Origin of the sequence: Anaeroplasma sp., assembly GCF_034179385.1 — a bacterium.
In the GTDB taxonomy this organism is placed as follows: domain Bacteria; phylum Bacillota_I; class Bacilli_A; order Acholeplasmatales; family Anaeroplasmataceae; genus Anaeroplasma.
In genome coordinates, this window is the sequence record NZ_JAXFPY010000012.1 from 1 (window position 1) to 13,364 (window position 13,364).

The following is a 13,364-nucleotide window of genomic DNA, read 5'->3' on the forward strand; positions in this document are numbered from 1 at the left end:
ATATTATTATGATAATGATATAGAAATGTATTATTGTCATAATAGATTTTATAATCCAAAATGGAGAAGATGGTTAACCCCAGATAGTCCTAATTATTTAAACATAGATACTCCATCAGGTATGAATCTATTTATATATTGTAATAATAATCCAGTTATGTGGATGGATCCGACGGGACATAGTGTTATTTTAGCTTTGATTTTAGGAGGAACGTTTGCTTTAGGGTTTGGATCAAGCCTTTTCATGAATGCTGCAACAAATGGTTGGCAACTAGACTGGAGAGATTTTCTTCAAGCTGGTGTCGATGGAGCATTTGCCGTTGGAGCAACTATGCTTGCAATGACCGGTATAGGTTTTGCTGGTTCAGTTGCTGCTGGCGCTGCTATGGGCTGGACTCAATATGCTGTAGGAGCAGGTATTCAAGGAGAGAGTTTAACATTATTAGGGTCTTTAACTGCCATTGGTATAGGTGCTTTGGGTGGGGCGATTAGTGGAGCGGGAGCTTCTAACTCAGCAAATATAGGAAGAAATATGATTGGATTAAGCGATGATGGAATGCGAGCAGTTGGTGCAATTACCAATGCTGCAAATCGTAAAGTTGCTGGAACAATTTCTGCAAAAGGGCTTCAAGCAACTCTCAATTTGTATGGCAAAACTGCCTTCAACGCTGTCCAAGCAGCTGTCCCGGGGACAATGCGAAAATTGTTCTTAGAGTCAGCTTTAAAAATAGCAATTTTTACACCTTTTGCAAATGTAACACAAAGTGGATTAACTTATGGATATAAAATATGGGGGCTTATTTAGATGAATTGGTATTTGTTATTGTATTTAGTAGGTCTTGTTTTTCCATTATTGAATTATTTGGTAGATTTAAATGGAAATAATTTTGATGCTCATTTTTCTGATAACGCTTTAAAAAAAATGAGATTGAAAGAAAATTCGATTTTAAAAAAATTGGTTCCTTTTAAAGATGGAAGTGTTATTAAAAATGGTGTTGAGGTTGGATATAGATATTTATTGTATCCAAGAGTTTTGGCATATTTAATTCAACTTATTATAGTATTTGTAGGATTAGTTTCGTTATTGATTAATTATACAATCGCTGAATTTATTAATGATTATTGTATGGCAATTGTCGGTGGCATATCAATTAGCATTTGGGTTGTATACACATTAATAATAAATATATGCTCCCAAGGATTACATTTATAAAAATATTTTAAATATTCTATGAAACTTTCATTTTTTGTGTGCTTTTTCTTTTCTTGCTGTTATTATGCTAGTTTTTATATTTTTATGGCCGTATTATTTAGTTTTTGCATTTATGTTTATATGTTCTCCAAAAGAAAAATTAACAAGAAAAGTTAATTTATGCACCTATACTAATGATGTAATATGCAATCAAATAACTCGTTCTGAATTTGATATCTTTTTTATAATAAAACTATTAGGATTGATATGAGTGGTTGGATTTTAAAAAAACATTATATACGAGATATAGTCTTAATGTATTATCATTTGTACTATTATAATTATCATAAGCTAAAATCATTCAAAAACCTTAGTAAAAAATTCTTTCCGGCCAAGAACTTATCGATTTTATTTATGATGAAAAATGGCAAAAAGAAGGGATTATATTTGATAAAAAATGGTAAGGAGAGGCGAACAATTTTATGTGATATCAAACTTCTTTTTCTAACAGGTAGAATAAGTAGAAGAAAAAACACAAAAGATGAATATCATAAAATGGAAGTGCCAGATTATTATTTATCAATTTAGAATTTTTTGAATTAATATATGTAATAATATAGTGGATACTGTTATGTCCATAAGTGAAAAAAAGACAGTAAAGTGCAACAATGTAGTTAAATGTTTATTATGACAATGATAATGATATAGAAATGTATTATTGTCATAATAGATTTTATAATCCAAAATGGAGAAGATGGTTAACCCCAGATAGTCCTAATTGTTTAAACATAGATACTCCATCAGGTATCAATCTATTTATATATTGTAATAATAATCCTGTGATGGGGATGAATCCGGTCATATGCCAGAATGGTTGAGAGGCCTTTGCGTTTTAGGTGATGCTACACTTATTGTGGCTGCCATAACTGTTGCTACAGTAGCAATTGGTGGTGCTGCAGCTCCAGTTTTGATTGGTACTGCGGTTGGAGCCGGTGTCAGTGGCTCTGTTTTTGCAATCACACAATTGGCTGGCCAAGAGCATTTAATTAGTTTAGGAAAAGTATTCGCAGATATGGCTATTGGTGGTATAACTGGAGCCTTTGGTGGTACTTCATTAAATGCTATTGGAATGGAAATTAGTGGGTCTGCTACGGGATTTGCAGGGAGTATTGCAAGTGATTTTGTATCAGGAGATTCAATAAATTGGGGAATGGCAATTTGGTCTGGAATTCTTGGAGGTGCAATTGGATATTTTGGAGGTGCGGGTGCACAAAATAAAAAAATATCTGATTTGACAAAATATAGAAATAGAATTGCAGATTGTAGGCGTAAAGGAATAACAAATAAGTATTACACAGGAGCTGTTAAAAAGATGTCTTCAATTATTGCAGCTTCAAATCAAGCAATTATAAGAAATGTGCCATATGCATTCATTACTGCTTTAATAGATCAATATATTTAATATGGAGGAAGACATGATAATAAAAAAATCAAAAGTATTTAGATATTGTTCTTATGGCTATTTAGTTTTATGGACATTTATATTTATTGCAGGGATTTGTTCGCGTATTGTTGATATAGAAACATCTAAAGAGAAAATAATATTTAGTATAGTTATGAGCGTAATATTAATTCCAATTGTTTTATGTTCTTTACATTATTCATTATTTTATCTTAAAGTTGAAGATAATTATTTGATTAGACGTAACTTATTTGGTATTACAAAGAAATATGTATTGTGTGATACTTATTATACAATAGTTTTTCCTTATAGATTTTTTAAAAATAATGAGTATTACTTTCGTGTATTTTATAAAAATAAAAAAATCACGAATGTTTATAGATATGATACAAATTTTGATAGTTTTGGTAAAAAAATAAAAGTTGTTATGAAGAAAAAATAAATTACAGCCATATCTTTAGTGCATATTACATGTAAAAGTTTTTATTTTATTTTTATCTCATTTTTGATATAATAGGTTTGTCCAAATTAGACAAATCTCATTCAAAGGCTTCAAATTTGATCTTACATTTATTTGCTTTATAGCTATATTTGCTGTATCTATGCTATCGTTGGCATTGCCCTATTTGGCATAAAAACCCATAGAATCTTTGCTGTTAATTTAGCATCTTTGGTGCAGTTAACAATTTTATCTATATTTTTAATTTCAAAATTTACGAGGTAGTAACATGAAACTTTTAAAAGGAATAATTAAGGCAGTATTCATCCTCATCTTTGTTCTTGTGGTTGCAGTTGTGGTATTTTTACTTGTAATTAGTGATAATAGTACACCAGATTATAAACCAAGTGAGGAGTTAACAACTCTTGATGGTCTATTAGGAAAGGGTATTTATGAATCCTTAGATAAGGTTGCTTTAATTCAAAAAGAGGATAGACCAACAAGTGAAAATAACAAGATTGATTTTAGCTTTACCTACCAAAATATCAATGATTGCGTTACCGATATCATTAGAACAAATGAATCGATAAATAACCCAACCTATTTAATGACTGATGGTACAGATAAAATCCTTCAAAATGGTGTTGTTTCCTTAAATTCCATCGAATTTAAAGAGATTAATCATAACGTTGGTGTCGTGGCTAGAGGAAGTGCCTTTGGCTTTTATAACACAACGATAACCTTAGGATTAGAAGAAGCACCATCTATTGTAGATAATGTATTATATTTAAAGCTTGGAGAATTAAAGCTTGGTAATAAAATGAGTATTTCCAAAGACTTTGTTAAAGGCTTCTTCAATAGATTCTCATTATTTAAGGATAGTAAGAATGATATCTTTGATGTTGAAAATCTAACATTAAAATTAGATTTGAATCAGCAAATTGAAAAATTTAGTGGCACAAATCGTTTCAAGGATTTCTTTGGTGGTGCAACCTTTACAACAAGCTATACAGAAGGTGAAAATGCCCATTTCGATTTATCTATGGAAACAAAGAATATCTTTATTAATTATGATATTCCAACTCCCCAAATTTTTGAACTTGATCCTATGGCAATACTTGCATTAACGGATAAAACCATTGAGCTTAGTGAAGAAAACTTCAATTATATTATTCAGCATAAATTTGATGCAGAAAGCTACAATTTAGATCCGCTTACTTTAGGAGGCTATGAATTTAAATTTGGCTTAAATAATTTATATTTTGATGTTAATGCTTCACTTCTAAATTCAAATATTTTAGCAGAGGTATCCATCAATAATTTAAAGACATTATTAAAAGCTTCCGTAAAGGAAACTGTAATTAAGGAATCCAATTATGTAAAGGAAGTTAAATTTAATGTAGAAAACTTTACCCTAGGTAAAACCGAAGTCGCTAACGATAATTTCTTTGATGAAATTGTTATCGATGAGGACACATTAACTCAAGGACATTCTGATATCATCAAAGTAGAAAATGTGGTATTTGACCATGATAATGGAAAGGTTAAAATAACCTACGCTCCAGCTATATAAAAATTATCCCCAGGCTTATGGGGATTTTTTTAAATTTGAAGATAAAATATCCTAAAACAAAGTTTTCATATTGGATTTATGCGACAATGAAGAATTATTTCTAATACACAATGTTATATGATTTTGAAGCCTTTTAAAAGATTTTAAAATAATGTATAATACGTTTGTGTGAGGTTAAAAATGAAAAAATTAGAACAAGGACTATTTGTTGGCGAAAGAGCATTATATAATTCAAAGGATTTTGAAATTGTAGATTCTACATTTATGGATGGAGAATCTCCTTTAAAGGAATCTCGGAATATAAAATTGAAAAATTGTATTTTCAAATGGAAATATCCACTTTGGTATTGTAACCATGTAGAGGTATACAATACTACATGGCTAGATACCGCAAGAAGTGGTATATGGTATACACATGATTTAAAAATCATCGATTCCTTTATTGAGGCACCTAAGCAATTTAGAAGATCTAGTGATATCTATTTGGAAAATGTAACGATTCCTAATGCGGAGGAAACATTTTGGACATGCGAGAATATTACACTTAAAAATGTAGTGGCTAAAGGGAATTATTTTTGCATGAACTCAAAAAATATTAAAATTGAGAATTTTACTCTTGCAGGTAATTACGCTTTTGATGGAGCTAAGAATATAGAGATACATAATGCGAAAATGAATTCAAAGGATTCATTCTGGAATTGTGAAAATGTAGTTGTATATGATTCAACCATCATTGGTGAATACTTAGGTTGGAATTCAAAGAACATTAAATTTGTAAATTGTACTATAGATTCTGAGCAGGGCATGTGCTATATGGATAATATTACAATGGAAAACTGCAAGCTATTAAATTGCAATTTATGCTTCGAATTTTGCCATGATATAGATGCAACGATCCATTCAAAAATTGATTCTATTAAGAATCCATATAATGGAGTAATTAAAGCTTTGGCAATTGATGAGGTCATATTAGATGAAAATTTAATTGATAAGTCAAAAACAATAATTATAGAGGAAAAGAAAAATGTATGATTTTGATAAGAAAATACCAAGAAAAAACACAAATTCATTAAAATGGGATTCTATAGATTCTAAGCTTCCTATGTGGGTTGCAGATATGGATTTTCCTGTATTTGATGGAATTAATAAGGGTATCTTAGATAGAATGAAATGCCCAATTTATGGATATTCTATTACTCCAGATGAATATTTCTTAGCCTATATTTCTTGGTGGAAAAGAAGGCATCATATTGAATTTGATAGGGATTGGATGTTATTTTCAACAGGAGTAGTACCTACGATTTCATCTACGGTAAGAAAGCTTACTACACCTGCAGAAAAGGTTATTTTATTAACGCCATGCTTTAATATGTTTTATAATTCTATATTGAATAATGGTCGTGTCGTTTTATCCTCTGATTTGATTTATGAAAATCATGAATATAGAATTGATTTTTCTGATTTAGAAAACAAAATGAAGGACCCACAGGCTACTCTTATGATTTTATGTAATCCTCATAATCCTGTCGGAAGAATATGGACAAAAGAGGAATTAGAAAGAATAGGACAGCTGAGTGTTAAATACAATGTTGTGGTATTATCGGATGAAATCCATTGTGATATTGTAGAAGAGGGCTACGAATATATTCCATATTGCTCTGTATCTGATGAATGCAAGATGAATTCCATCACGGCAATCAGTGCAACGAAATGCTTTGGAGTGCCCGGACTTCAGTCTAGTGCTGTAGTAGTACCGAATCCATTTTTAAGGCATAAGGTATGGAGAGGGTTAAATACAGATGAATGTGCTGAGGGTAATGTATTTGCCTATACCCCAATCATAAATGCATTAAATGATGGCGAGACATGGGTAAATGAAATGAATGCCTATGTAAAGGAAAATAAAAGATTATTTACAGAAGGACTTAAGGATACAGGACTAATCTTCATTGAAGCTCATGCACTATATGTACTTTGGGTGGATGTATCGAACTATACCTTAGATGCAAAGGAATTCGTAGATCATCTTTATAAGACAACAGGCTTATATATTACTGAGGGTATAGAATATGGAGAAGCTGGTAAATCCTTCGTAAGAATTAATCTTGCAACAACTAAGGATAATATTAAAGAAGCCATTTCTTTAATGAAAGAGGCAATAAATAGCTTTAAAAAATAAGAGTACTACACGAGGTAGTACTTTTCTCCTTGTAGATTATGCTTTAATCTATGTATGTATCGAGGTGAAGAAAATGGAGAATATGGGAAAATGGACATTGCTAGATGAATATATAGAAAAGAATTTTAAGCCTATACGAAAAAGAACCCCAGATGATATTTCCCCAAGAAGAGGTGGAAAGCTATTTGTTGCAAGAAAGGCTACGCCATTTCAAATGGAGCCCATCACATCAAGAAAAAAGCCAAAAGAAGAAATGGCTATGCTTCGTGATGGGGCTTTAGAGGATAGGCTTAATCAAATGGATGATACATTCCAAGAAAAATTATTTGAATTAATCGATAAGAAAAATCTTAAGGATTCTGATGTTTATCAAAAGGCGAATATTGATAAAAGATTATTTTCAAAAATTCGATCCGATAGCGAATATCATCCTTCAAAAGCAACCGTTATCCTACTTTGCTTAGGTCTTGAGCTTGAAATAGATACTGCCTTAGATTTAATTGCAAGGGCGGGCTATAGCCTAAGCTTTTCAACAAAGTCAGATGTCATCATTAGATATTTTATAGAAAATAAGAAATATGATGTTATAGAAATTAATCAAGCTCTATATGATCATGATGTAAATGTGCTATTTAAATAATCTGTAAAAGGTCGCATTCAATGCGACCACTTTTTTCTTATTCCTTGCTATACTTTAGCTACAATGAGGAGGAAGATAAAATGAAAAAAACAGAAGTAGTATTTATTTTAGATAAGAGTGGTTCTATGAGTGATTTGAAAAAGGACGCCGTAGGTGGATATAATGAATTACTTTCTAAGCTTAAAGGATTAGAGAGTGAATTATATGTCACTACAGTATTATTTAATAATACCTATGAAATTATTGAAAATAGAACAAAAATTAGTGAGGTAAAGGAAATGGAATATGAGGATTATCTATGTGGTGGATCTACTGCCCTACTAGATACCATAGGCTTTACTATTGAACGCTTTAGTGAAGTAGAGGACAGAAAGGTATTGTTCTATATTACTACCGATGGAATGGAAAATTCTAGCCAGTCCTATACCTATAAAATGATACATAAGATGATTAAGCTATATGAAAAGCAAGGCTTTGAATTTAATTTTTTAGCATCAGGTATCGATGAAAGGAAAGTAGGAAATATGATGGGGATTAGAAATGAAAACATTCATCATGTGGATGCATCTAGTAAGGGACAGGCTAAAATGTTTCATAAGGTTTACCGCTCTTTAGAGGCAAGTATTTCTAAAGAAGAATAATCGATTTCTAACTATTCAGAGTTGATATATAAAAATTATGATAAAACGATATAATTAGTTAAAAAACTACCATTTGTTAAGTGAATGTTAGCTAAAGGGACCAAAGAGGTAACAATGAGAAGAATGTGAATAATGCTTGTGTAACATTATGCTCTTTCAATCTTTGGTATAAAATCCTCCATTTAATAAATGTTTAAAAAAGGATTTCCTAATATACATCTTTTAATTTTAAAGCGGTATATCAAGATCGATATCTAAATATTCTAAAATAGGGGCTTGGCCCCTTTTCTCATATTCTTTTTTTAAAAATATTTCATGTTAACATATTTTATGTTAAAATAATCAGATGAGGTATGTTATATGAAACTAGTAAGTTGGAATGTTAATGGATTAAGAGCTTGTATACAAAAGGGCTTTATGGATTTCTTTAAAAAGGCCGATGCAGATTTCTTTTCTATTCAGGAAACAAAGATGCAAGAAGGACAAGCGGATTTAGAAATTGATGGCTATTATAGATTTATGAATTCTGCAATAAAGAAGGGCTATAGTGGTACATTGATATATGCGAAAAGAAAGCCTTTAAATGTGACCTATGGCTTATTTAATGAATTATATAATGATGAGGGTAGAGTCATTACATTAGAATATGAGGATTTCTATTTGGTAAATGCTTATGTTCCAAATGCACAAGAAGGCTTAAAAAGACTCGATTACCGTATGGAATATGAGGATCATTTAAGAAGATATTTAAAGGAATTAGATAGTAAAAAGCCGGTTATATATTGTGGTGATTTAAATGTTGCTCACGAAAGAATCGATTTAAAAAATCCAGATTCTAACACAAAAAATGCTGGTTTCTCTATTGAGGAAAGAAATAAGATGACCGAGCTTTTAGAAAGTGGCTTCACAGATACCTTTAGATATTTATATCCAGAAAAGGTTTTATATTCCTGGTGGAGCTATCGCTTCAATGCGAGATTAAATAACGCAGGATGGAGAATTGATTATTTTATTGTTTCTAATCGTATTAAGGATAAGGTTAAGGATTCTATAATCGATACAGAGGTTTTAGGGTCTGATCATTGCCCTGTAGAGCTTATTATAGAAATTTAGGTGATATTATGCTACTTAATGAAATGCTTGGAATCAAATACCCTATTCTTCAGGGCGCAATGTCTTTGATTACGGATGGTAAATTTGCGGCTACCGTATCGAATGCCGGTGGTCTTGGAATTATTGCATCAGGTGAATGGGATAAGAATAGAGTAAGAGAAGAAATTCATATCGCAAGAAGCTTAACAGATAAGCCCTTTGGCCTCAATTTATATATGATGAGTCCGTATGTAGAGGATATCGTTGATTTAATCATAGAAGAAAAAATACCAGTGGTTACTACAGGTGCACATTCACCTGAAAAATATATAAAGAGATTCAAGGAAGCTGGATGTAAGGTATTCCCTGTTGTAGCTAGTGTTACTATGGCAAAACGAATGGAGCGTTTTGGTATTGATGGTGTTATTGCGGAGGGAATGGAATCGGGTGGACATGTAGGTGAGGCAACAACGATGTCTCTTTTACCACAGATGGTTAAGGCACTAAAGGTTCCGGTAATCGCTGCAGGAGGTATCGCATCTGGAAGCCAGATGGCTGCCGCACTAGCTATGGGTGCAAAAGGAATTCAAATTGGCACAATTTTGCTTGCTAGTGAGGAATGTAATGTTCATGAGAATTATAAGAAGGCCATTCTTAAGGCACATGATAATGACACTACGGTAATACTTAAGAATACTGGTGCCCCAGTACGTGTTTTAAAGAATCGTCTTGCTAGAAAATATTTAGAGATGGAGAAGAATAATTCCATAGATGAAGAAGCATTAAAGGATAGCTTTGATGCATTATTTAGAGGCATATTCCAAGGAGATTTAGAAAATGGTTCTATGCCTTTAGGCCAAATTGCCGGTTTGATTGATGAAATAAAGCCAGTAAAAGAAATTTTAGATGATATCATAAGGGAATCTGTTTTAGCATATGATTCCTTGAGTGATAACATAAATAAATTAAAGGAGATGAAATAGTTATGCTTTCAGAATTTTTAAAATCAAGAATGAAAGATGCTAAGGCACTTTGTAATGAGCTTAGAAAAACATTTAAATATGTTAGTGTTTTGGGTACTGATGTACGTGTACAAAGTGTTATGGCAAACCGTATGTCAACCTCTATTCAGGATGAAGGCTTAGGATCTGAATGTGGCTTCGTTGTAAAAATGAAAAACGACAATGCATTTTTTGAATATTCCTTAGATGATATATTAGGTGATAAAGAAGAATTGGCAAAGAAGATCATTAGCTCTTTAAAAATAGATGAGGAGCTAGAGAAAAAAATGATTCAAACAGGTGATATTTTAGATGAGCCTTTAGAAAAATCATTTATAAGAGAATCCGATTTAGATTCCTATAGTGTATCGGATAAGCTTGAATTTGTTACAAAGCTTAAGGATCTAATGCTTTCAAAATCAGAAAATATTTTAAATGCTGTTGCTGTAATTCAAACATTAAATGTTTCTAAGATTTTTGTGACAGAGCATAGAACTCTTGACCAAAATTATACTTGGGTAAATGGTAACTTATTTTTAGTTTATCGTGAAAATGATCAGGTAGTACAGTGCCGTGAGGGTGCATGGGATGTCACAGTGAAAAAGACTATGGAGGAATTGCCAAAGAGAATCGATAAGCTTTTAGATAAGGCTCATCATTTAGCGTTCGCAAAGCCAATCGAACCTGGTATGTATGATATTATTACAGACCCATCCATTACAGGCTTAATTGCTCATGAGGCATTTGGTCATGGTGTTGAAATGGATCAATTCGTTAAGGATAGAGCCTTAGCAAAGCAATATGTTGGTAAATATGTTGCATCCCCAATTGTAAATATGAGAGATGGTGCTGCAAGTGTTGTGTCTGCCGCTTCCTATTTCTTTGATGATGATGGTGTATTAGCCGAGGATACATTAATTATTAAGGATGGTATTTTAGTTTCTGGTATTTCTGATATGGCCTCTGCCCTACAGCTTGGTACAAAGCCAACTGGAAATGGTAGAAGAGAATCCTTCAGCCATAAAGCATATACGAGAATGACGAATACATTCTTTCTACCAGGCAAGGACAAGCTTTCGGATATGATTAAGAGCGTTAAGCATGGTTATTATATTTGTGAAACCAATAATGGTATGGAGGACCCTAAGAACTGGGCAATTCAGTGTGTGGCTGAATATGGTATTGAAATTGTAGATGGAAAGCTTACCGATAATTGGGTAGCTCCAGTTGTTATGAGTGGCTATGTACCTGATTTATTAAAATCTATTACTATGGTTTCTGATGGATTAGAAATTGAAGGTGCTGGTGCTTGTGGTAAGGGATATAAGGAATGGGTTAGAGTTACAGATGGTGGTCCATCTTTGAAAGCGAAGGTGAAGCTAGGATGATTGATTTAGAGCAATTAATTAAGAAGAATAAAAACGTGACTGGCTATAGAATCCAAAATATAATTCAGGAATCCTTCCAGCTATTCTTTGTACATAAGAATTTAGAAACTATCCGTAATAATGAGGTATCTTTGCTTAAGGTTACCATTTATGTAGCTCATGATGGCTTTATGGGTGAATCGGAATTCCAGGTTTATAAGGCATATAGTGAGGCTGAAATTGAAGAAAAGATAAGCCAGGCAGTAGATAAGGCAAAATTAATCAATAATGAATATTTTGAATTACCTAAAAAGGATATTAACTCCTTTGAAAGTGATTCTAATTTTAATGATTATTCTAAAGAAGAAATTGCAAAGATGACAGAAGAAGCATGCTTCTTAGCAGATTCATTTAAAGATGGATCCATTAATGCACTTGAGATTTTTATCACTAAGAATAAGATTAATATTAAGAATTCAAACGGCTTAGATATGACTCAGGTAAAATATGATGCAATGGTTGAGGCCATTCCTACATGGAATGGTGAAAAGGAATCTGTTGAATTATATGAGCAATATCATTTCAATGAATTTGATGCAAGAAAGCTTACGGAAGAAATCTACGATAAGATGAATGCGGTTAAAGCTAGATATGAAGCTTTAAAACCTGAGGAGATTGGCAATATAAATGTTCTTTTAAGACCAACGGAATTAGATTCTCTTATAAATGAAATTACCCATGATTTAAACTTTGGCGTTGTATATTCTCATTCAAATAAGAATCCTATTGGAACAAATTTACAAAAGAATGCTTTAGGAGATTTATTAAATATTTCTAGAGTTGGAATGGTAAAGGGATCTGTAAATAGCTCTCATTTCGATGAAAATGGTACTACATATAAGGATACATTAGTTGTAGAGAATGGTATCGTAAAATCGTATTGGGGTAATATGAAATTTGCTCAATACCTAAAAGTAGAGCCAACAGGCAATTTACCTATTGCAAAATTAGGTTTAGGAAATAAATCCATCGATGAATTAAAGAAGGAACCATATTTAGAGTGTGTTTCTATGTCTGGAATTCAAGTAGATTTATTATCAGATTATATTGGTGGAGAGGTAAGATTAGGCTATTATTTTGATGGTGCTAAAATTATTCCTGTTACAGGTATTTCTATTAGTGCAAGATTATCGGATGTATTAAAGAATATGTATTTATCTAAAGAAGAAGAGGTTCAGGATGGATACTGTGGACCAAAGCTTGCACTATTTAAAGGATTTAATATACAATAATATATTAAATATAAAAGAAGAAATTGGCTAAATTTTATTCATAATTGGCCAATTTTTTCTTTGTGCACATTTTGCCACATAATAGTAATAAAATAAAGCTTCCATCGGGGTTTTGGGCTCAAAAGAATGGCAATGAAAACAAGAATGAAAAAAGAATGAAAAAAAGATAAAATAGTTGTTGACACTGACATTGGCAAATGATATAATGAACAAGGCTTCGCAAAATCTGAGAGGCCAAAACTTAGGTCTTTGAAAACTATATATGACGAACGAAAACGTGTAGAATAAACGAACAAGCAATTCTTTTATTTAGAAGAAGAATGAGCAAAAAAGATTAAAACAAACAAAAATAAATTTTTGGAGAGTTTGATCCTGGCTCAGGATTAACGCTGGCGGCGTGCCTAATACATGCAAGTCGAATGGTAGCAATACCATGGCGAACGGGTGAGTAACACGTAGGTAACCTGTCTTTAAGACGAGGATAAC

Annotated in this window: 13 protein-coding genes and 1 rRNA gene; all 14 read left to right on the plus strand. The window is 32.0% G+C overall.

Translation table 11 applies throughout. The features are described 5' to 3' along the window. On the plus strand, nucleotides 1-805 hold an 805-nt coding region (locus SPJ17_RS00685; RefSeq protein ID WP_321091758.1), incomplete at its 5' end, for an RHS repeat-associated core domain-containing protein. Further along, a complete protein-coding gene (locus SPJ17_RS00690; RefSeq protein ID WP_321091760.1) occupies nucleotides 806-1,213 on the plus strand; it encodes a hypothetical protein in 408 nt (135 codons plus the stop codon). Between the two features lie 841 nt (nucleotides 1,214-2,054). Beyond that, complete coding sequence (locus tag SPJ17_RS00695) at nucleotides 2,055-2,654, plus strand: hypothetical protein (protein ID WP_321091762.1); 600 nt, start codon at nucleotides 2,055-2,057, stop codon at nucleotides 2,652-2,654. A 13-nt stretch (nucleotides 2,655-2,667) separates the two neighbouring features. After that, nucleotides 2,668-3,096 (plus strand): hypothetical protein, encoded by a 429-nt coding sequence (locus tag SPJ17_RS00700; protein WP_321091765.1) that lies wholly within the window; start codon nucleotides 2,668-2,670, stop codon nucleotides 3,094-3,096. 286 nt (nucleotides 3,097-3,382) lie between these two features. Further along, a complete protein-coding gene (locus SPJ17_RS00705) occupies nucleotides 3,383-4,666 on the plus strand; it encodes a hypothetical protein (protein WP_321091766.1) in 1,284 nt (427 codons plus the stop codon). A gap of 180 nt (nucleotides 4,667-4,846) precedes the next feature. Next, on the plus strand, nucleotides 4,847-5,698 hold the full coding sequence (locus SPJ17_RS00710; protein WP_321091769.1) for a DUF3737 family protein: 852 nt from the start codon (nucleotides 4,847-4,849) through the stop codon (nucleotides 5,696-5,698). Then, nucleotides 5,691-6,845, plus strand: coding sequence for a PatB family C-S lyase (locus SPJ17_RS00715; RefSeq protein ID WP_321091771.1), 1,155 nt, complete (start codon nucleotides 5,691-5,693; stop codon nucleotides 6,843-6,845). The genes SPJ17_RS00710 and SPJ17_RS00715 overlap by 8 nt, the downstream gene beginning before the upstream one ends. 73 nt (nucleotides 6,846-6,918) lie before the next feature. Beyond that, a complete protein-coding gene (locus SPJ17_RS00720; protein ID WP_321091773.1) occupies nucleotides 6,919-7,485 on the plus strand; it encodes a hypothetical protein in 567 nt (188 codons plus the stop codon). Nucleotides 7,486-7,565: 80 nt separating this feature from the next. After that, complete coding sequence (locus tag SPJ17_RS00725) at nucleotides 7,566-8,126, plus strand: vWA domain-containing protein (protein WP_321091775.1); 561 nt, start codon at nucleotides 7,566-7,568, stop codon at nucleotides 8,124-8,126. Nucleotides 8,127-8,486: 360 nt separating this feature from the next. After that, nucleotides 8,487-9,239 carry an exodeoxyribonuclease III gene (locus tag SPJ17_RS00730; protein ID WP_321091776.1) on the plus strand — a complete coding sequence of 251 codons (753 nt, stop codon included), beginning with the start codon at nucleotides 8,487-8,489 and terminating at the stop codon, nucleotides 9,237-9,239. A gap of 8 nt (nucleotides 9,240-9,247) precedes the next feature. Continuing rightward, nucleotides 9,248-10,201, plus strand: a complete 954-nt coding sequence (locus SPJ17_RS00735; RefSeq protein WP_321091778.1) for a nitronate monooxygenase — start codon at nucleotides 9,248-9,250, stop codon at nucleotides 10,199-10,201. Nucleotides 10,202-10,203: 2 nt separating this feature from the next. Further along, a complete protein-coding gene (locus tag SPJ17_RS00740; RefSeq protein ID WP_321091780.1) occupies nucleotides 10,204-11,607 on the plus strand; it encodes a TldD/PmbA family protein in 1,404 nt (467 codons plus the stop codon). Next, the gene (locus tag SPJ17_RS00745) at nucleotides 11,604-12,878 is read left to right on the plus strand and encodes a metallopeptidase TldD-related protein (protein WP_321091782.1); all 1,275 of its coding nucleotides are present in this window, start codon (nucleotides 11,604-11,606) and stop codon (nucleotides 12,876-12,878) included. The genes SPJ17_RS00740 and SPJ17_RS00745 overlap by 4 nt, the downstream gene beginning before the upstream one ends. 354 nt (nucleotides 12,879-13,232) lie before the next feature. Then, nucleotides 13,233-13,364 (plus strand): 16S ribosomal RNA (locus SPJ17_RS00750); the annotation flags it as partial.

Excerpts from the sequence above, each read along its gene's own strand:
- SPJ17_RS00720 (WP_321091773.1), top strand. The coding sequence starts at position 6,919 with ATGGAGAATATGGGAAAATGGACATTGCTAGATGAATATATAGAAAAG.
- SPJ17_RS00745 (WP_321091782.1), top strand. The coding sequence starts at position 11,604 with ATGATTGATTTAGAGCAATTAATTAAGAAGAATAAAAACGTGACTGGC.
- SPJ17_RS00690 (WP_321091760.1), top strand. The coding sequence starts at position 806 with ATGAATTGGTATTTGTTATTGTATTTAGTAGGTCTTGTTTTTCCATTA.
- SPJ17_RS00725 (WP_321091775.1), top strand. The coding sequence starts at position 7,566 with ATGAAAAAAACAGAAGTAGTATTTATTTTAGATAAGAGTGGTTCTATG.
- SPJ17_RS00705 (WP_321091766.1), top strand. The coding sequence starts at position 3,383 with ATGAAACTTTTAAAAGGAATAATTAAGGCAGTATTCATCCTCATCTTT.
- SPJ17_RS00740 (WP_321091780.1), top strand. The coding sequence starts at position 10,204 with ATGCTTTCAGAATTTTTAAAATCAAGAATGAAAGATGCTAAGGCACTT.
- SPJ17_RS00695 (WP_321091762.1), top strand. The coding sequence starts at position 2,055 with ATGCCAGAATGGTTGAGAGGCCTTTGCGTTTTAGGTGATGCTACACTT.
- SPJ17_RS00710 (WP_321091769.1), top strand. The coding sequence starts at position 4,847 with ATGAAAAAATTAGAACAAGGACTATTTGTTGGCGAAAGAGCATTATAT.
- SPJ17_RS00735 (WP_321091778.1), top strand. The coding sequence starts at position 9,248 with ATGCTACTTAATGAAATGCTTGGAATCAAATACCCTATTCTTCAGGGC.
- SPJ17_RS00715 (WP_321091771.1), top strand. The coding sequence starts at position 5,691 with ATGTATGATTTTGATAAGAAAATACCAAGAAAAAACACAAATTCATTA.
- SPJ17_RS00700 (WP_321091765.1), top strand. The coding sequence starts at position 2,668 with ATGATAATAAAAAAATCAAAAGTATTTAGATATTGTTCTTATGGCTAT.
- SPJ17_RS00730 (WP_321091776.1), top strand. The coding sequence starts at position 8,487 with ATGAAACTAGTAAGTTGGAATGTTAATGGATTAAGAGCTTGTATACAA.